Raw genomic sequence first — 19,887 nt, forward strand, 5'->3', positions numbered from 1 at the left:
GGTGTTAGTCTGAGAGTGGGTCATGAAGATTCCTGCTTTCTTGTTTAGCTAGTACTAACAAGAATAGGTCTTCATGGCCTTTTTGGTCTAGTCGTCAGGGTGTTGCACTTGAATTGTAAACTGGGGAACAAAAACTGTTTGAAAACGAGGCTAAAATTAAAGCTGAACAACGTCAACGCCATGATGTAGCGTACCAGGATGTCGAAGCGCTGCTACGAAAAGTCCAATTACATGAATTGGCTGAAAAGATTCGCCACTTCATACCATTAAACGAAACGCCAACTGATGCTAAACAGCGTATAGAGATTGCAGACTGGATCGAATCTGGAAACTCGGGGGAATCTCCATTGACCGAATCCGATCTCAATAAGTTGTTGGCTCAATTTGAACATTAGGTGACACCATGAATTATGGACGGCTTAATTGTTGAGTTGAAAGCAAATGCTCACACTCCTCAAAAACACACAAGAATCGAGATACTTTCGATAAAGCTATGTAGTTAGGCGGTTTTACACGGCGGGAATACTGGGCACAGCTCGAGTAAGCACGTGCTAGATGTGAATTACCGGTAAAAGTTTCTTGCGAAGGAATGAATATCCGCTTGAATTTACACAATCAGCCATAGAAATGTGGGTTTAAAAAACTGAGCAGATAACTTTTAACAGAAATGGGCTGAGCTAATCAAACAATCTTTTTTGTCCAAACAATGATTGGTAACCTGCAGAGGTGGTATATGTGAACGGTCAAGATAGATATGAGGAACGCACTGCTGTTGAAGCTCTCAAAAAAAGGATTCCTGAAAAATTTGCGACAGCTTACTTACCCCGGGAGGATATGCCCGACGTAAGGGTGACTTCGGGTGAGATAGGTGTAGAGGTCGTGATTGGAGAAAAGCTTATCATTCAGCGTGTATTACGCATGAACAATCCAGCCATAAAAAACCCGGTTGACGCGTTACGTCGAATGGGAATTACTTCGGGATATCATGTTGTCGTTATTAACGGCGTGCGTGCAATTCTCCCCGACGCTTATTGGGGATCAGGCAATGATATTAAGAGAGCTGTTCGCTCGAAAGTATTCAAGGCGCGCAACTACACTAAATTTGATGAAAACGATTTGTTTATTCATGTAACAGATTCGAGGGACGAAATTAAAATGACAGTGTCTGTAGTCTCAGAAATGGTCGAAATGCCATTTAACTTTATATATTTGTGGGATGGACAAGACCTGGTTGAAGTTAACACGGCGGATGGTAGCTCTAAAGTTTATTAAACGTTCCTATATCTCTGGTTGAATTTGTTAGCTGCCAGTAAAGAAATTACACCATGGCGCTAGTATGTTGCCACGAGTGCGGGAGGAAAGTTTCTGATAGGGCCTTAGTGCGCCCATATTGCGGTTATCTCACTTACAACACTAAATCGATTATTTGATGCCGTCGTCTTGGCAGCTGACTCATTGGGCTATTGACACTGACTTGCGGTAAAATTAGAGAAAATTGATCATAATGCTTCAAAGGAGGAGATCATAGATGTTGAATGGCATCAAAGGTAAAATTAACGATAAGATTGATGAATTCCGTCAGTATCGAGAAGAGCAATCTCGCAAACAACAGGAGCGAGCTGAGGCAGAGGCTCAGGCTGAGAGAGAGAGGATTCGCCGTGAAAAGGAGGCTTTACTCGCGCTCACTGACAAGGAACTAATGGTTGAGGCGATTATGGCGCTTAGAGGTTACAATGAGCGTATTGCCGATATTGAGGCAATACAGGACGAGCTGCATTCCCGAGTGAACGCAGTAGAGTCAGACATTTTTTCAGTGGAGGCAGATGTCAGAGCTTTGAAATCAGGAGATTCATATAACTAACTGTCGAGAATTTTTGGCCTCAGGCATGATTGCTGCAAAAAATTCTCGATAGTGGTCATCTGAAGATTCTGGACCGAAAGAGTGTGGGAGCAATTATCACCACCAAGGAGTAAAGCATATGCAGACGTTGAACTATTCGGTTCAAAATAACAAAGTTAGTGATCTTATCAATTGGATTGGTGAAGGCAGAATTGGTTTGCCCGAGTTGCAACGCCCTTTTGTTTGGAAGTCCTCAAAGGTACGCGATCTGATTGACTCCCTTTATCGTGGGTTTCCAATTGGCTACATCATCACCTGGAGCAACCCTGACGTTCGGTTAAAGGACGGCACCACTTCTCGCGGGAAGACGTTGATGATTGATGGCCAGCAGCGTGTCACTGCTTTGCGTGCCGCTATCGCCGGTGAGAAGGTGATGGACAAGCGCTTTGAGATGAAGCGGATTCGCATTGCATTTAACCCTAAGACAGAAGAGTTTGCCACCCGCACCGCAGCGATTGAAAGGGACCCCGCCTGGATTGAAGACATCGCTGTTTTATTCAAAGATGATTTTAATTCGTTCGGGTTTGTGACCGAATTTGCCGGCAAGAACGACTATGACGTCAATGACACCGCCGCCGTGATTGAGCGAGTGCGGATGCTGGCCAACAATGAGATTGGGAACATTCAGCTGTCGCATCGTCTGAGTATTGATGCGGTCACCGAAGTGTTCAACCGAATTAACTCCAAGGGGACGGTATTGTCTTCGGCCGATTTTATCATGTCTAAACTGTCGGCGGATACCGAACATCACGGGGACATGCTGCGCAAAGCGGTGGAGTACTTTACACGATTGTTGCGTGATGGAACTGCGTTGGATGATATTACCAGTAATGACACTCTGTTTGCCGGTTCTGAATATTACCGAATGGTGGCTTGGGCTGCTAACGAAAATAGTAATCTATACTTGCCAGAATTTGGTGACATCTTCCACGTTATCCTCAACGTTAAGTTCAATCGTGGTAAGCACGCAGACTTGATTAGTCTGGTTTCGGGACGTGACTTTGCCACCAAGCAGTATACGCAGGCCGCAATGGATGATACCTACACACGTCTTTCAGATGGCATCAAGTTAGTGACAGATAAGAGCAATTTCCAACGTTACATCATAATTTTACGCGGGATGGGGATGGTGACTAGCGATAAAACCAAAATTCAGGGAACCGGGGTTCTGAATTTCGGGTATGCGCTGTACCTTTTGCTAAAACATGAAATAGATACTGGTTTAAGTAATACACAGATTGAGAACGTGGTACGCCGGTGGATTTTGCTGTCAATCTTGACGCAGCGATATAGTGGTTCATCAGAGACGCAGAGTGAAGCCGATATTAAGAAGTTTCGACTTGGTGACCCATTAGCAGTGCTCGCGCTGCAGGAAAAGCTAAATCTTACCGATGGTTTCTGGTCCGACAGGTTGCCGAAAAATTTGGTCACGTCCAGCGCGGTTACTAATCTTTGGCGAGTATTTTTAATGTCGCAGGTTCGTAAACACAGTCAGCTTTGGCTTGAACGGGATCTGTCGCTTGTTGATGCGTTGACAGAAGAAGGAAATGTGCACCACATCTTTCCGCGGGCATACTTGATTAAGCACGGATTCGGAAAGAACGAATACAATCAGATTGCCAACTACGTATTTCTGTCGCAACCGCGCAACCTGCAGATTTCGGATCAGGCGCCAAAGGAATACTTGACTAAATCAGATATTGTTCAGTACGGTAGCGCCGAAAATTTTGCCGAGAATTCGGTGCCCCTCTCCCTTAAAACGATGGATTACACGCATTACGAGAGCTTTCTCGACCAGCGGCGAATGCTCATGGCGGAGAGTATTCGAGGACTGTATTATTCGTTTGCAGTGGCCGGTTCGGCTAATGACTGAGCAGGTAAGTAGATTTGAATTACCAAAAAGCCGAAATTTGATCAAAGTGGCGAGTGCCGGCTTTTTTGGTAATTCAACCTTAAATCTAAAAAGATATATTTAGATCCAGACTCATCTCGTTAGCCAGAGATTCTCAATCATGGACCATTTCTCTACACCAATGATGCTTATCAGTAGCAGAATCGACGTTATCCGTTGGATTTCTTCCCGTCAAAGGTTAGTAAACAGAGCAAAGAGAGAAATCCTTAGGCAGGAAAGTAAAACTGTAGGCCATAGGAATCAATCTTCCATTGAGTGTGGAATACAATCTCCTCATTTATAGCCGGTTGCCAGACCTTTGCTCGCCGCAGTAAGCGGTCGACTTGGTTAATCAGTATCAGTTGTTTTGGGTTCATGGCAGCAATCCCACGCTTTTCTAGTTGATGAGCAAGATACATCCAAGTGATGGTCATCTCAGTGTCGTGTTCATAGTAACGGTTGACCACTCGGTGTAATTCTGACAATATGGCACGCTCAATCTTCTCGCTTGACAGGTTAGAGGAAAGCGACGGCAATGTGAGGGTCGTGGCAATCGACCCGTATAGCTGTGAAGTAATGCAATCGCGATAGAACGCCGACCAATCCTGAGGGAACCAATCCAGTCTCTCCCGAGGCTGAAAGATCGCGATGTAATTGCGCTTGAAGAGACCAACCACCAACTCCTCAACTGTTGCAAAATGGGGAAACTGTGACGGCCAAATTTTCTTAATGTCTTCGGGTGACCAACCCAAGAAAAACTCGGGAAATGCCCTCAATTTTTCGGCAGCCATCAAAAAATGGACCATTTCGTCCTCGCGCGGTTCGTCTGGCATTTTGATCTCCAAAATGAGTGTGTGAACGGACGGATGTGTCGCATTAGGGTTTTGCTTTGCGGCAGCATGGCTAATCAATAATCCCCGCAGTTGACTGCCTACAAAAGCCCAGACTGTTTACAGATTCTTAACCGACAAATTCTTCCTATGCCCCAGCCGCCAAATCAACAGCCCCGCCGGAATCACCGACAACAAAATGCTAAACGGCCAGTCGAGCCATCCACCGAGAATTGGCAGTTTGACGTTCATCCCATAGAAGCCAGAGATAATCGGCGGAATCGCCAGCGCCAGCGACCAAATCGTCATGATCCACATGGTGGTGTTGAGGTTTTTGTCCAGAAGGTTGGCGTAAGTATCGGTCACTTGTTGCACGATTTCACCATTGACCTGGGCCAGTTCCTTGGCTTGTTCGAACTCGTTGATCAGGTTGCGCAGCCAGTAACGCTCATGGCGCGGCAGCTTATCCGCGTATTCATCGGAATCGACTCCGGCCTGGAGCTGGCGGGCGGTGATGAGATTGGCGCTGGCCGCTGCTTTTAGGTACACCATGCTTTTGCTGACTTCAGCCAGGCTGACGATTTGGGCGTTGGTGGGAGCGGTCTTGTAGCGCTCAAGTTCGGCGCGGAGGTCATCGAGCGCGTTGATGCGGTCAAAATAGCGGCTATTTTGCGCGGTCATGACCGCCAGCATCAGCAAGGTGGGACTCGGTGCCGCGGCGCCATGGTGCTTATATTCTGTGGCGATGGCGGATTCCGTGGTGTCATCGGCCGCTTGGGTCACTGTCACCAAGGTCTGGCCGAGCAGTAAGAACGCGAAAGGCGTCGTTTTCACCTGCTCGCTATCCATTTTGTCATCGGCCGCCAGCACTTTGAAAATACACATGCCGAACTTTTGATCAATATCGTAATCAAAGCGGGCCCGCGTCTTGGTCGTGCGCAGGTGGGCGATGAAGCGGTGAGGGACATGGTATTGCTCGGTTAAAGTAGTAAAGTCGGTATCGGTCGGGGCGGTGACGCGCACCCATTGCAGCGCGTCGCCCAAGGTTTTAGTGATCAGCATGGTATGGCTCCTTCGTTAATGATGGGAATCGTAAACACGGACATTCTCCACTATTATATCGCCTTCACCAAGGCGGAGATAGGAATGCATAGAACCCGCTGCGCCGAGTGTAATGTGTGCCTCATAAGATGATCTGAAGCAGCTCATTCGAAATTCGCCACCTGGCCCAAGCGCTTGGCCGGCGTGCTTTTGTTTAGGCCACTCGGTCCGCGTCCGCATTGGTATTCAGCCCCATGTAAATTAACTCGCCCAAAGTTGCCACCAAGCAAAGCGGCGGGAAGAAGTAGGTGGCAATCGCTAAGCCGAGGGTGAAAGCCGGCAGCTTCCAACCGTTCATGAAGCGCATGGTTGCCATCTGGTCGATTTTCTCCGCGGCTTTGGGATTGGATTGCCGTAGCACATTGCGGATTTCGACACTCAGCCACACGAAGGCGAGGCTCCACAGGAAAAAGACCAGCAGGTAGAAATACTCCGGTCCGCGGGCGAAGATGTAGCGGCCAGTCCAGGCGGTGGCCACCGGGATCATCGACATCGTTAACAGCCACATGTTATTCACCCAGTAAATGCGCTTGGTGATGCGATCAAGCAGCGCGAATAAGTAATGGTGATTGTACCAGGCGACAGCCATGAAGAAGAAGCTGACCACATAAGCAAAAAGATAAGGTACATCAGCTAGAATGCCAGTCCAACTCGGCGTTTCCGGCGTCTTAAACTCCAAGATCATGATAGTCATAATGATGGCAACAATGGCATCGGTGAATGCTTCCACGCGTGATTGTTTCAAGTTAATCGCTCCTTCGAAATAGTTAGCCGTAGTATAGCACTTTAGTTATTTAATCCCACATTGATCAATAAAAACCAGCAGGGGGCAGGTACACGTCCTCGAACTTGCTTTGTAGCAGGGTGGGAGTTGCTGGCGAGTGACACATGCTTTGCTGAAAGTATTGCTTGCAATGCTGATTTCAGGAGGTGGTAAGTGCGAGGTGAAGCTGGGTGTTTTGCGATCCTGAACAGACGTGGTTTGGCGGGTGACGGAATTAAAAGTTAAGACCGACTTGCCTGCAAACCTCGGCCTAGCGCGTGGTATAATTCTGGCAATATCGAAAGCAAGTGCGTCCTTCATCGTAGTGTTTCGGGTCGCGTAAGTCCTGTTCGCGGCCAAGCGGCGTTTGCCGGGTGATCAGTTTTGGCCACTCCTGGTTTGTTCGGCTAGAGGAAGAATAGGAAGAGGAGATCACGATGACATTAATGCTGCGTCAGCTCACGCTTGATGACGCTAAGGCCTATGCTAGTTTTCGCCAAGATTGGTTAACGCATGACTTGGCGAATCTCTACGCCGAAAGTCAGCGTCAAAGGATGCGTCAACGGCCAACAGTGGCAGCACAATTGACTGCGGCAAAACAGCAAAAACTGCCAGTTCTGCAAGCTGAGCTCTTTTTGTTTGACGGTCCCAAGCTGGTGGGGCGCCTGGCGCTTCGCTGGCATTTGACAGCCGAACTGCGCCATGGGGCTGGCAACATTGGCTATTCCGTTGCGCCAAGCAGTCGCGGTCATGGTTATGCCAAGTTCATGCTGAAAGCGGCGCTCGCTCACTATGATCCGATTGAAACCCCGTTCATCGTCATTAGCGCCTCAGCGGGGAATAAGGCGAGTCAGCGCGTGATTGAAAGCTGTGGGGGCCAGCTCACTGAAAGAGCCACGGAAGATGGCGAGGAACTGCTGATTTACCATCTGACGCCTCGGAGTGAAGACAGCCGGTTCCCGGCCAGGTTGATGGTTGAACCTGGACTCAGCTTGCGGATTGCCGATTTTAACGCGGATGCAGAAGTGCTGTTTAAGCTGATTGACAGCAACCGCGCTTTCCTCGGCCGCTGGTTGACGTGGTTGCCAAGTGTGCAAACCGTTGAGGACGAGCAACGGATACTTCAACGCCAAGCCCTGGAGCGCGAGCTAAAAGCCCGCTATCTGCTGTTCTGGCAGGAAGAAATTATTGGTAGTCTTGCCGTGACGCCGTTAGATTCGGCGACCGCTGAGCTTGGTTATTGGCTCCTGCCAACGGCTACCGGCCAAGGTTACATGACAAAGGCGGTGAAAAAAGTGCTTGAGGTTTTGCCATTTCGCACATTTGTGATACATGCGGCGGTGGGCAACCAAGCCAGCAACGCCTTGGCTCAGCGCGCAGGCTTTGTTAAAGTTCGGCAAATTGCCAACCTCGAACATCTCGCCAGTGGGGTGGAGGACGGTAATGAGTGGGTCTGGACCAGGCCTGCAAGCGGGCGCAATCACTGACTGCCGATTCGATTTTTCAACCAGGAGACTAGAGCCTGATCCCAGACTTCAGACTGGGCCTTCACAGCGTTGGAAATCGTTGTCGCACTGAGCCTGGACAGGCTTAATCCTGAAGCTTTGGGGGCTGCCATGAAATCTCACCGTAGTTTTCGCCACCCTTCACGGGAGAAACTCACCGGGGTCGAAAATCTCTGATCTCATCGGCAACGAGCAAACAATCGTTAATCTGCACCACCCATGTAGCGTGCTTTTCGCGCGAATCGTAAAACAGCCCCCTCTCATTCGACTAGCATCGAATGAGAGGGGGCTGTTTGCTGACGCTTCAATCATGGTCTGACCTTTAGTCGAGCACCACAACATGCTTGCCGATGAACTGGCCAGATTCGAGATTGGTTTGCGCCTCACCAGCAGCGGCTAAGCCATGGTAAGTCTGGGCGATGGGTACCTTAAACGTCCCAGCCGCGACAGCGTTAAGCACCTTAGCCAGCGTGGCGGCGGATAAATCTGTGGCCTCCCCCGCGTAACTGGTGAGAAACTTACCGGACGGGATCATGAACGGAGAAAAGTGATCGATTTCCCAGCCGCCGGCCAAGCCACCGGTGAAGCAAAGGGTGCCACCTGTTTTTAACGCCGCAAAGCTGTCAAAAAGGGTGGTCGTGCCGACCAATTCTAAGACTTTATCAACGCCAGCTGGTAATACGGCATGAATTTCGTCAGCCAGGTGACCGGAATCAATCAGGACCTGATCCGCCCCGAAGGCTTCAATCGTTGGCACCTTACGCTGATTTCTGGTGGTGGCGAAGACCTGAGCGCCGAGTAAATGCGCGAGACTAACGGCCATTAAGCCCACCGTCGAGGAGCCACCGCGAATAAGCACACTGTCCCTACCGGTCAAGTGCAGGCCTTTTTGTAGCGAACCGTTGGCCGTCTGCAGCATTTCGGGTAGGGCGCCAAGCGTGCCCCAGTCGAGCGCACTTTCAAAAGGAATGATGGCGGCGTGGGGCACGAGACAATAGTCGGCGTAGGTACCATCGATTTCCCGACCTAAGCCGGTCATCATCATGGCGACTTGTTGGCCTGGTTGATAAGGTGAATCTGGCGCCACCGTTGCAATCACCCCGACGCCTTCAATCCCCAAAATCCGAGGAAAGCTAAAATCGCTTGACGATTCGCCTTTGCGACTGGTGACTTCTGATTCATTCACCCCGAAGGCTTTAATTTTGACCAAGTCATAACCCGGCTTGGCCACCGGGGTTTCGACCTCGATGGGGTGCAGCGCACTAGCTGCGACTGGACCGGTAATTTTGATTGCTTGCATGATTGATTCTCCTTTTTCTGGCTGGACGTTAAGCAGACAGTGGCGCTTAAAAGGCTTAGCGGTCTTGGGCAGCATCAAGTTTCCCGGCAGCGTTGAGCGTTAACTGCGCCAGCACTGTTATTTTATCAGTGTTGTGAGTGTCTAGTCACTGGTTCAGCTCGTCTGCAGTGTGCTATGCTAACCGCAGAAAAACTTTGGAGGCACACCATGACCCAATCTCACCGCAGCATTCGCCAATTCACCACCGAAAAGCTCACTGACGCTGAAATCTCTGACCTCATAGACGTCGCGCAACACACCGCGACTTCGCATTACCTGCAGTCCATGAGTGTCATTCACATCACGGACCCGCACTTGCGGGCTGCAATTGCGGGTATTTCCAAGCAAAATTACATCAACCAAAATGGCGAACTCTTCATCTTCGTCGCCGATCAGTATCGCGCCAGCCTCAGCGCTGCGCCTGGGCACCATCTTGGCTCCTTCGACAAGTTCCTGCAGGCGGCTTCGGATGCACTACTGGCCACGCAAAACGTGGTGACGGCAGCCGAGGCAAAGGGCTTCGGCACCGTGATTTTGGGCAGCATCTTGAATGACCCCAAGCAGCTCATCAACCTGCTCGCTTTGCCTAAGTTCACCTTCCCAATTTGCGGCCTGCTTGTGGGGCATCCCGACCAAACGCCGCAGCTGAAGCCACGGCTGCCGCAAGATGCCGTCTTTTTTGAAAATACTTACGCGCTGCCAAGCAATTACGATCAGCAGCTCGCCGCCTACGATGATATTATTCGCGACTACTACGCCACCCGCGATACCAACCGGCGGGAGGAAACCTTCTCGCACTTGCTGGCAGCCAGCGCGGCGGTCACGCCAGCCAAGCGGGGAGAGTTGCTGGCGGCGGTGAAGGGACAAGGCTTCCTCGGAGAAGGATACTAACTGGCTTATCTGCCTTGCCATCAACAATAATAACCCCAAAGACCCGGCTCGACGATGACGCGTGTGTTGCGTGATGGTCGAGCCGGGTCTTGACGTTTAGCGTGGTGACATGACGACCGCTGCCGTCGTGTCTTGCAGGGCTTTGATCAAGGCATGCAAACTGCTTAAGGACTCGTGTTGCCCCGATAGTAACCATTCGCGCCAGATTCCGTACACGCCGTGCGTCATGAACACCATCCAATAGCGGTTCGCGGCGGGCCATTGGGCATAGTAGGCCGTCATCTTGGCCGTGAATAAGTCGCGAATGATGTCCTCATAGTGCCGCTGTTCCGCCAGCCGCAACTGCTCTCCCAGCTCGGTAAAAAAGGTGGTCATGTCTTCAAGCTTTTTCTCCGCAGGTTGCTGCAAAATCACGTTATCAAACAGTTGCTGCATGCGCGGGGCAAAGTAAGCCTGCAGGATGTCCTCGAGCGTATCATAGTTGCGATAAAAGGCCATCCGGCTGACCCCGGCGCGGGCGACGAGTGCGGTGACGGTGATTTCAGTGAGCGGTTTTTTTGCCAATAGCTGAAACAAGGCCTGGGTGAGATATTGCTGCGAGTCATTTTTGATTGCGATTGCGTGCTTGGTCGCTGCCATTACAATTACTCCATTCTGTCATAGATGCCGGGTTTGGCCTTGTGGGCCGCTGCCCTGCAGTGTACATTAGTGCCACTGAGGTTACAAGTGTATCACAGAAGAAAAGGAGCATTCACATGTCAAAATCGCTCGTTGTTGTTACCGGTGGCTCAGGCTTTATCGCCAGCCACATTATCGTTCAGCTTTTGAATGCGGGGTATGCCGTGCGGACCACGGTGAGAGATGTCGCCAAGAAGCGGCCGTTGATTGAGGCCATGATGCATCAAGCCGGCGTGGCTGACTTAAGTGATCTAAGTTTCGTGGCCGCTGATCTGACCGCACCGGCGCATTGGGGTGCTGCCATTGCTGGCGCGAATTACGTCATTCACCCGGCTTCACCCACGCCAACGTTGAACTTCAAAGAGGAATCAGAAATGATTCAGCCAGCCGTGAATGGCGTGGTGTACGTTCTACGCGCGGCGGCTGCGCATCATGTCAAGCGGGTGGTGTTGACTTCGGCTTATGGCGCGATTTTTGCCGGCCATCGCGAGCAAAAAAAGCCGTTCACCGAGGCGGATTGGTCGGACCTGACGCAGCCAGGGGTGCACCCGTATCAAAAATCCAAAACGCTGTCCGAACGTGCGGCATGGGACTTCATCGCCCATGATGCTTCCGGCCTTGAGCTGGCTACGGTGAATCCAGTGGCGGTGATGGGGCCAGTGCTGGCAGATGACTACTCGCACTCGAATATCCAGATTAAAGACTTTCTGACCGGCAAAACGCCCCTAGTACCCAAAGTGGATTCGGGTTACGTCGATGTCCGGGATGTCGCCAGCTTACATCTGCTGGCCATGACTCGGCCAGAAGCGGCCGGCCAACGCTTTTTGGCCACCACTGGTGAGACCTTATCGATGTTGGCGGTGGCTAATATCCTGCGTGAGGCGTTCCCACAGTTTGCGGAGCGGTTGCCCAAGCATGAGATTCCGACGCCATTGTTGAAACTCGCCGCCATCGCTAACCCGATGCTGAAGATGGTGGCCACCGTTGCTGGTACTTACGCTGAAACTTCCAACGCCAAAGCTAAGCGCTTGTTGGGCTGGGACCCACGACCAGCGCGGGAGGCAATTATTGCGACCGCGCAATCGATGATCGATTTGGGCATTGTCAAATTGGAAGACTAACAGCCGCGTTGGTGACTGTCACCAAAAACACGCCCCCTGGCCAGACCGATACGTCTAGCCAGGAGGGCTTGTTTTAACTTTCGCCAAACAAGCTATGTTGGCGAATACTTATGACTGAACAATGACAGCAACGCTTGCCAATCTGATCAGACCAATGGGATTCAGCAACGGCCAATGTTTACTGGCCTTGGCGCGGTTCCGGTTGGGTGCGCATGATGCCTACCGACAGAAACGCCGTAATCAGACCAACAATCAGTAAGGATACTAAGGGCCAGATGAAGGCAATGACGATGCCCAGCACGTACCCGCCATAAAGCCACCAGCGAATTGCTGGTTGATTGGCATTATCGTGCTGAAGGCCTGGATTATCCCTAAGAATGGATTCATCCATGAACTGAAAGGCAATTGACCACAGCAACAGAACCGTGATGTAGCCAATTTCCGGGAGCGTTTGTTCAGCATGTTCGCCCACCCAGGCCGTGACGAAAGGCACTAGTGTGAGCATGAAAAGCCACAAGCCGTTGAACATAAAGGTTCGCGTTGAGATGACTTTCGCCTTATTGAAGACATTATGGTGCGAAAACCACACCATGTAGATGATCCAAAAACTAAAGAAATAGGCCACAAAGGTCGGCCAATCTTCAGTTAGCCCTTGCAGGCTGACTGTCTTTGGCGGCCGCAATTCTAAAACCATGATAGTGGCAGCAATCGCGATCACCGCATCCGTGAAAGCCTCTAATCTCCCTTTATTCATGCGCTCACATCCTTTTTTGCCCTATTATAAGCGAATATCTTTCTAGTGCCCAATTAGCTTTGCTACCTGGGCTGATTGGTGATTCTGCAGCTGAGGCAGGAGACAGTGACGGAGTAGTGAGGTCACCGGAAGCAGTCACCAGAGCTTTAATCAGGACAGCAAAATTAGAGAATGCGTTTTGGTAAATGTGAAACAACGAACAAAACAATGAGTTACTGTCGTTTACTTTCAATTGCGTGCTAGAATGACAATGACGCGTGCGGTGATTGGAGTTGCCGCGCGGGTTTTTGTCGCGGCCAGTGATGGCCGCGGCCACCAGCAAAGCAACAGGCAAAGTTTGGGGGCTTTGCGGAAAGGTGAGTTAGTGATGAAAAGAAATATGGGGCCGACCATCAAGTCAGTCCGCCAAAAGCGTGGTTATACGGCTAAAGCCATGTATGACCGCCTGATGTCGCGCGCCAATTATGCCCGCTTCGAGGATGGGCAAATTGATACCTCGGCTGATAACCTGTACGAGCTGACCAAGCGATTAAACATTTCGATGCCGGAATGGACCCGCATCTACAACCAAGCCTTAGGGCGCGATGCGGGGGGCAAAACCACCCTGCGAGTGAATCAGTTGCTCAATCAAGGCTGGACCGAGCAAGACCCAGCACCGCTGCGGGAGGCGGCTCAGCTGTGCTATGAGCTGCATGAGCGTTACCACTACCCCAATGAGCTGCTTAGTGGATTGACGGCCGACGCACTGGCGACGTATCTGGACAACGAAGGGGATAACACTAAGCCTAATTCGTATCTGGAACAAATCATCGACTACTTAAATCAGATGGACACCTGGTACGCCAATGACGTTGGCTTGTTGTCGAACGTGCTCCAAGTGCTGAACGTGGACACCTTGATGGCGATGGTCACACGCTATCTCTTCATGGTGAGAAACAATCCATTGCTGGGCGAAGGCAGTGCGTTTTTGCCCACGCAGCAGGAAGTCATCCAGCAAAGTTTCGCCACGCCAATCAGGGAGCAAAACTTTGAAGCCTTCACGCAGCTACTGGATTACTTCAATGCGATGCCAATGTCAGAGCGTTATTTCCACGCGACCTTGATGCGTCAGGTTTATAACGGCTTCGCAGATGCCGTGAACAGCGACGACCCGGCAGTATTTGAACAGGCGGCCGGAGCCGTGACGGCGGTGGTGAAGGAGGCTGAAGCGCCTTCTGATGCCCATGAGTTGCACAGCCAAGTCGAGGCCATGCGGGCGTGGTTGAAGGCCTAAGGAAAAAATAGTTTGAGCCGGTTGCAGCATGCAGCCGGCTTTTTGAATACAACCAAGCAAGCACCGCCGCACTTTTTAATGGCGCAAATCTGACCCGTTTAAGACTGGCTGCAGCCGGACCATGCTAGCATGATGCCAGTTAAGTTTGGTCTGTCGGGGCTTCGGGGGAACGCCTTTTGGTCAGATCAACGCCCGTGTAAGCCTAAAATCTGCTCTGCCTCAAGGGGGAAATGATGATGGACAACAGCATGATAATGGGTGACTATTTTAAGCACTTGCGGCTTATGCATGGTCTTTCGCGTACAGAATTGGCGAGCCGCATTGATATGTCAGAAAAAACTTTGCAGCGCATCGAACTCGGTCAGGTGGACGCGAAGGTGAGTCAACTGATGACCTTTATGAACTACTTTGCCGTTTCACCGGCCGAGGTGCAGGCGCGGACGAACACCGTCCTGCCCAATCCAGCAGCGGTGGCTAAGGAGATGGCTGCGGCCACGGACTTACCACAGATTGTGCAACTGGCCGATGAATTGACCCGGTTAACCCGCAAGTATCGGACCGAGTGGCTCAAAACCAGCCAAATCGCTTGCGAGATTCTGCGGCTGGCTTTGGTTGGGGATGAAGAAGCGGCCCAGCGGCTAGCGAATCGGATGGTGAATGGCTTCATGCTGCGCGATTTCATCACCGCCTATGACTTCCAGCTGCTGACTTTGGTCGCGGGTTGCGTTAGTTTTGATCGGCTCAAACTACTGTTGATTAGCGGCCAGCTTCATCGGCACCTAGGCAACGCAGCAGAAAGTACGGTCGTGAGCCGCCTTTACCGTCAACTTCTTGATTCTGCCTTTGCTGAGCAAGATCCCGCGGCGGTTCGTTATGTCTGCGACGTGATTCAAAGCAACATCACGCAAGCTGACTGTGTTTCGCTTCAAGCCTATCGGCATTTTGCTGGGGTGTTGGGTTTGGCCTTGGATGGCCACGAAACGGCAGCTCAGCATGACTTCGAGGCCTTGAAGTCAGGGCTCATGGTGTTAGGGGCGGAAACTGAACTTGCTGAGATGGCGCCCTTGTTTCAGGGCTGGTTGGTAGCGGCAAGCCGATTAGCGAGCATTGCCGGTTGCACGAAGACCTTGACGCATCAGACGAATATCGCGGTCAATCTTAAGGCTGCAACGCGCGTGGCCAACGAACAGTAAAACGGCACGCGGCCATAAGTGACTCGGCCACATCTGGCCGAGTTATACTTTTGGCGGCACAGGCGCTTTATACTAGGCAGCGTTGAGGTTACCCGTTTACGCTAACTCCAGGCGAGGATGACCACGGTGATGGGGTGCCGGCGTTCCCCCAAGCGCTAGCAGAATCACTCTTCACCGGGCACTTTCAGAAGAAAGCTGCTTCAGCTGATATAACGTCTTTGGCTCTGCTGCCAGCGGTTTGCTTGTGGCAGAGCCTTTTTGATTAAGCCAATCAGCCCCACTGCGCGCAACTGGGGTTTCGGCGCCTGTGGCAATAGACGGCCGGCAAGGTCACTTGTGGCCTGGTCACTTTAGGCCAGCAGGGCAATTGGCCGCAGGTGATGTGACACAATGAGACCAGATGCCGACAACTGGCCAAATGGCTGATTCGTTGCCGGGTGAATTGGGTTAGAAGGATGGAGGATACATTATGGGGTCTGTTTCGCCGTGGAAGCCACTGCGTCGAGTGCTCTGGCTGGGGTTAGGACTGCTGATGATCGCGGTTGGCGCTAGCGCTAGCCGCCAGCAGTCAGTGCAGGCGGCTGATGACACTGCCCGCACCATTGTCATTCATAAATACACGGGGACGCCAGGGACGGCAACCCCAGATACTAAGCCGACCTTAGCTGACGTGCCGACTGGCAGTTATCCGCTGAGTGACATTAAGTTTCAGGTCACTAAAATCCAAAATGTGGCCGGCAAAAAGCTTGATGCCAGCGATCCCACCACTTATACCCGCGATGGTGCCGTGATTACCACGGCTACGACTGATTTGGATGGCACCGCGAGTCTAGTCGTTGGCAAAGGTGAAGCCGCAGATGGGAAGTATTTGGTCGAAGAAACGAACGGCGCAGGGATTCCCTTCGTGGTGAGTTTTCCCTTTCAGCTGGGTAGCGATCCGAACACGATTGAGGTTTATCCGAAGAATACGGCAACCAATGACCCCAATCAGATCAGCATCGAAAAATACGTTCGCGGCAGCGAAGACGGCCAAAACAGTGACGTGGCAGCATATCCCACGCCTGACGCCAGCGGCAACATGTACGCTTACTGGACGCTGCAACTGACGCGGCCGCTGAGCCTCCATGGGGCCCAAGTCACCACTGCCGGTCAAGTGGAGAAGCAAACGATTGGTAGTGGGGTGGTGAAACACGACACCACGGTTTATGCGCAATATGGCCATATCACGCTGCTGGATCCCTATGATGCGACTTTGGGTGACCCAGCTTTGACCAGTGTGCAACTGGTCGTGAAGGATACGGATGGCAATGATCAAACCATCACGGTTCCGAATAGTCAGGTGAACATGTCCATTGATCGGTCAACCAATGTGGTGTCATTCGACCTGTCAGGGGCCATCATTAAGACCTTCGCTAGCTATGCGGCGGATAGTACCCGGCTTCAAATCACGTACAAGAACCAATACCTGAATAAAGCTGCGCAGAATAAGAACACGTTTAGCTATGAGTATTATTTAAGTGACGGGACCGCCGACAAAGTGACAACGAGCGCTCTCACTTCCAATACGGTGACAGCGTATTTTCCCCAGCTGACCATCAATAAAGTCGATGATACTGGCGCCAAGCTGGCCAATGCCACGTTCCAGATCTATGGCAGCGAGGCGGATGCAAAAGCTGATTTAGCGCCCCTTGCAATTGGTGGCAAAACTAAATTTGTCACCGACAGTGCCGGCCAGATTGTGTTGAATGGCCTGAACCTGGGGAATGATGCGGCCAAGACCTTCTACGTGGTAGAAACGGATGCACCGGCTGGTTTTGATGTCGATGGCGAAATTCATGCCATCACGCTGGATAGTGATCATTTGCAGCGAACCGTGACGGTCACCGATCATGATAATCTGCTACCGAATTTCCCCATGACTGGCGCTGATTTCAGGCTGTTGGTCTATGGCCTAGCCGCAGTGCTGTTGGCGGCAGGCAGCACAGTGGCATACCGCCTCATGCGGCGGCGCCGGTTGAACCGGTAACGTGCAGTTCACTCAAGTACAGGATGCGTTCGCTGGCTAGACCAGCGGAGGCATCCTATTTTTCTGCTTCAGAAGTTTTGCGCCACGAACAGGATTTAAGTCAGAAGTGGCCGGGCCACTTCTGACTCGGTCACAACTGGCCGAAATCGACAATTCACTCACTTGTGCTGTTATGTTGAACTCATGCAGACACACCACTGGGTTTGGGGTGGGTTGCGCAAACACCATTTAGGAGGAACCTATTCATGAAAAAAGGTAAGATCATTCGGTTCGTTGGGGTCTGTGGTTTGACCCTGGGAGCCTTGGGCGCAGTGAGCGTCCCCGTTATTTCGTCACATCAAGCAACCGTTTCCGCGGTTTCCACTGTTCCTGATGAAACGTCTGAACGTTCCATCACATTGCACAAGTACACTGGTACAGTTGGCCAAAACGGCACCACGACCGCCCCTGATGGCACCGGCTTGACGGATGCCAACAAGCCAATCGGCGGCATCAGCTTCAAGATCACGAAGATTTCTCGGGTTGATGGGAAGAAGTTGGATGCTTCAGATGCGTCCACTTACACCACCACTGCCACCACGAATACCATCACCACCGCGGCCGATGGGACCGCTTCATGGGACTTGGGCAGCACTTCTGCTGTTGATGGCTACTATCTGGTTGAAGAACAAGACAGTGATGCCGTGGCGCAAAAGGCGGCACCATTCATTGTCCACGTACCAATGACCGTGAAGGATGCAAATGGCGGGAATGCTTCCTTGAAGTATGACATCAACGTTTACCCAAAGAACCAATTGAGCACAGACCTGAACCTGGACCCTACCAAGAGCTTGAATGGGAAGCAGGCCGGCAGTGTCAAGAGCGGCGCTGACGTGACCTGGGATCTGACGGTTCAGCGGCCAGCTGACATCCACGGGTCTGGTGTGGAAACCGCAGGGAATACGTCGGAAACGGTGACGAACCCAGACGGCAGTACGACCACTAAAGACACCACGAAGTACACCACTTACGCTAGCGAACTGAAAATGGTCGATGTGCTGGACGACAATCTCATGACCTACAAAGAAGTCGGCAGCGTCGTCATTAGCTCAGAAAACAGCGCAGGCTCGCAAACTGAAACAGCATTGACGAAGGATGACGACTACACTGTTGAAACCAGCACGGCAGATGGCAAGACCACCGTCACGGTTAGTCTGACTGACGCCGGGATTAAGAAGTTTGCGGCAGCGCCTAAGGGCAGCACTTTAACTGCTAAACTGACCACCACCGTGAAGGCCGATTCCGACGCCAAGATCGTCAACACCTTTGATACCAGTTATCAAGGGACGGCAACGCCAGGTCAGACCACCGATGAAACCACGAAGCCAGGCAAGGACAATCCTGGGACGCAGCCAACTGTTTACTTTGGTAATGTTGACGTTACCAAGGTTGACGACTCTGGCGATGCACTGGCCAACGCCACCTTCACGCTATACAAGAGTGAGGCCGACGCCAAGGCGGGTACCAACCCAGTCACGAAGGAAGACGGTAGCGTCTATACGGTGACGACGGATGCTTCTGGTAAGGCTGAATTTACTGGGTTGGAAGTTGATCCAGACAGCAAGCAGGAAACCTACTACTTGGTCGAAACCGATGCGCCAGTTGGGTATGACGTTGATGGCACGGTCCACACCGTAACCGCTACTCAGGATACGGTTGAGGATGCCAAGGTCACCGATACCGACAACCTCATTCCTAACTTGCCACTGACTGGGTCACAAGGCCGGATTTTGCTTTACGCTTTGACCACGGGCCTGATTGTGGTTGGGGCGACTGGGGTCGTTGTAATCAAGCGGCGCCAGCGTAAGGCTTAAGCTTGAGGTTAATCTGAATGATTAGCGGGCGTGTGGCGGTAGCCCACGCCCGTTTCTTGGTTAGGAGAAAGGAGGCACGACAATGAAAAAATGGGGATTTGCCTTACTGACACTGCTTTCCCTCATCATCATGGCCCGTGCACTTCCCGTTCAGGCCGCCACGCCCACGGCTTCGTTGACCATTCGTAAAGTGGTGAGCGTGACGACTGACAACACCGTCACTCAGCAAACCAAGCCGCTGGCCGGTGCTGCGTATCGGTTAGTGCGCATTCAAAAGGCGACCACCGCGGCCATTGATCCGGCCAATGCGGCGACTTACCGGGTGCTGGCGGGACAGTGGGGGTTCGAAACGACGGTGGTGACCGGCGCTAACGGCGAGGCGCAAATCGCGCCTTTGATTATTGGCGCCGACTATCTACTGACGGAGCTACCAGGCGCTGGGGTGAAGACTCCGGCTGCCCCGGTGCACATCAGATTTTCTCAGGCTCAGCCGCACTATACCTACACGCCCAAATCCGGTTTGCTACCAACAACGCCTTCAAAGACGCCAAAGCCAACAGGTGAACAGGTCGGCAATGGCACCAAGCACGCCGACACGATTTTGCAAACCGGTGGCCAGTTCACTTTGCCGCTGATTTGGGCGTGTGTCTTGATGGTGGGTCTGATGTTTGCCGTTGCGCTGGCGGCTTGGCGCGTCAAAGCGCCAGCCAGCAAGCAAAGCTGATGGTTAATCTAGGCGGCTTGGACCAAGCACGGCATGAGAAGAATG

17 protein-coding genes are annotated in these 19,887 nt (G+C 51.8%); 11 read left to right on the forward strand and 6 right to left on the reverse strand.

Annotated features, from left to right (window positions below):
- Positions 1–735 precede the first annotated feature (735 nt).
- The 3 genes from AAA927_RS08845 (at position 736) to AAA927_RS08855 (ending at position 3,773) form a co-directional block, all read left to right on the forward strand.
- Positions 736–1,272, forward strand: coding sequence for a hypothetical protein (locus tag AAA927_RS08845; RefSeq protein ID WP_338217535.1), 537 nt, complete (start codon positions 736–738; stop codon positions 1,270–1,272).
- 256 nt (positions 1,273–1,528) lie between these two features.
- On the forward strand, positions 1,529–1,861 hold the full coding sequence (locus tag AAA927_RS08850; protein ID WP_338217536.1) for a hypothetical protein: 333 nt from the start codon (positions 1,529–1,531) through the stop codon (positions 1,859–1,861).
- 118 nt (positions 1,862–1,979) lie between these two features.
- Complete coding sequence (locus AAA927_RS08855) at positions 1,980–3,773, forward strand: GmrSD restriction endonuclease domain-containing protein (protein ID WP_338217537.1); 1,794 nt, start codon at positions 1,980–1,982, stop codon at positions 3,771–3,773.
- A gap of 245 nt (positions 3,774–4,018) precedes the next feature.
- Here the strand turns inward: AAA927_RS08855 and AAA927_RS08860 are convergent, their stop codons facing one another.
- The 3 genes from AAA927_RS08860 to AAA927_RS08870 form a co-directional block, all read right to left on the reverse strand.
- On the reverse strand, positions 4,019–4,624 hold the full coding sequence (locus tag AAA927_RS08860; protein WP_338217538.1) for a hypothetical protein: 606 nt from the start codon (positions 4,622–4,624) through the stop codon (positions 4,019–4,021).
- Between the two features lie 117 nt (positions 4,625–4,741).
- Positions 4,742–5,683 carry a magnesium transporter CorA family protein gene (locus tag AAA927_RS08865; protein ID WP_338217539.1) on the reverse strand — a complete coding sequence of 314 codons (942 nt, stop codon included), beginning with the start codon at positions 5,681–5,683 and terminating at the stop codon, positions 4,742–4,744.
- 193 nt (positions 5,684–5,876) lie between these two features.
- A complete protein-coding gene (locus AAA927_RS08870; protein WP_338217540.1) occupies positions 5,877–6,467 on the reverse strand; it encodes a TMEM175 family protein in 591 nt (196 codons plus the stop codon).
- Between the two features lie 455 nt (positions 6,468–6,922).
- Here AAA927_RS08870 and AAA927_RS08875 point away from each other — a divergent pair, with 455 nt between their 5' ends.
- On the forward strand, positions 6,923–7,972 hold the full coding sequence (locus AAA927_RS08875) for a GNAT family N-acetyltransferase (protein ID WP_338217541.1): 1,050 nt from the start codon (positions 6,923–6,925) through the stop codon (positions 7,970–7,972).
- A 340-nt stretch (positions 7,973–8,312) separates the two neighbouring features.
- Here the strand turns inward: AAA927_RS08875 and AAA927_RS08880 are convergent, their stop codons facing one another.
- Positions 8,313–9,290, reverse strand: a complete 978-nt coding sequence (locus AAA927_RS08880; RefSeq protein WP_338217542.1) for a zinc-binding dehydrogenase — start codon at positions 9,288–9,290, stop codon at positions 8,313–8,315.
- 207 nt (positions 9,291–9,497) lie between these two features.
- On the opposite strand from AAA927_RS08880, the gene AAA927_RS08885 reads away from it, so the two are divergent.
- Positions 9,498–10,220, forward strand: a complete 723-nt coding sequence (locus AAA927_RS08885; protein WP_338217543.1) for an NADPH-dependent oxidoreductase — start codon at positions 9,498–9,500, stop codon at positions 10,218–10,220.
- 96 nt (positions 10,221–10,316) lie between these two features.
- On the opposite strand, the gene AAA927_RS08890 is transcribed toward AAA927_RS08885, so the two are convergent.
- Positions 10,317–10,859, reverse strand: coding sequence for a TetR/AcrR family transcriptional regulator (locus AAA927_RS08890; RefSeq protein WP_338217544.1), 543 nt, complete (start codon positions 10,857–10,859; stop codon positions 10,317–10,319).
- A 116-nt stretch (positions 10,860–10,975) separates the two neighbouring features.
- Between AAA927_RS08890 and AAA927_RS08895 the strand changes: the two genes are divergently transcribed.
- Positions 10,976–12,019, forward strand: coding sequence for an SDR family oxidoreductase (locus tag AAA927_RS08895; protein WP_338217545.1), 1,044 nt, complete (start codon positions 10,976–10,978; stop codon positions 12,017–12,019).
- A 178-nt stretch (positions 12,020–12,197) separates the two neighbouring features.
- Here the strand turns inward: AAA927_RS08895 and AAA927_RS08900 are convergent, their stop codons facing one another.
- On the reverse strand, positions 12,198–12,773 hold the full coding sequence (locus AAA927_RS08900) for a TMEM175 family protein (protein WP_338217546.1): 576 nt from the start codon (positions 12,771–12,773) through the stop codon (positions 12,198–12,200).
- Between the two features lie 367 nt (positions 12,774–13,140).
- Between AAA927_RS08900 and AAA927_RS08905 the strand changes: the two genes are divergently transcribed.
- The 5 genes from AAA927_RS08905 (at position 13,141) to AAA927_RS08925 (ending at position 19,842) form a co-directional block, all read left to right on the forward strand.
- Positions 13,141–14,046 carry a helix-turn-helix domain-containing protein gene (locus AAA927_RS08905; RefSeq protein WP_338217547.1) on the forward strand — a complete coding sequence of 302 codons (906 nt, stop codon included), beginning with the start codon at positions 13,141–13,143 and terminating at the stop codon, positions 14,044–14,046.
- Between the two features lie 254 nt (positions 14,047–14,300).
- The gene (locus AAA927_RS08910) at positions 14,301–15,239 is read left to right on the forward strand and encodes a helix-turn-helix domain-containing protein (protein ID WP_338217588.1); all 939 of its coding nucleotides are present in this window, start codon (positions 14,301–14,303) and stop codon (positions 15,237–15,239) included.
- A 469-nt stretch (positions 15,240–15,708) separates the two neighbouring features.
- On the forward strand, positions 15,709–17,265 hold the full coding sequence (locus AAA927_RS08915; RefSeq protein ID WP_338217548.1) for a SpaH/EbpB family LPXTG-anchored major pilin: 1,557 nt from the start codon (positions 15,709–15,711) through the stop codon (positions 17,263–17,265).
- Between the two features lie 245 nt (positions 17,266–17,510).
- On the forward strand, positions 17,511–19,118 hold the full coding sequence (locus AAA927_RS08920) for a SpaH/EbpB family LPXTG-anchored major pilin (protein ID WP_338217549.1): 1,608 nt from the start codon (positions 17,511–17,513) through the stop codon (positions 19,116–19,118).
- 82 nt (positions 19,119–19,200) lie between these two features.
- Positions 19,201–19,842: a SpaA isopeptide-forming pilin-related protein gene (locus AAA927_RS08925; protein ID WP_338217550.1), complete on the forward strand. Its 642-nt coding sequence runs from the start codon at positions 19,201–19,203 to the stop codon at positions 19,840–19,842.
- The last annotated feature ends 45 nt before the right edge of the window (positions 19,843–19,887 follow it).

Source organism: Lacticaseibacillus salsurivasis (assembly GCF_036246225.1).
In the GTDB taxonomy this organism is placed as follows: domain Bacteria; phylum Bacillota; class Bacilli; order Lactobacillales; family Lactobacillaceae; genus Lacticaseibacillus; species Lacticaseibacillus salsurivasis.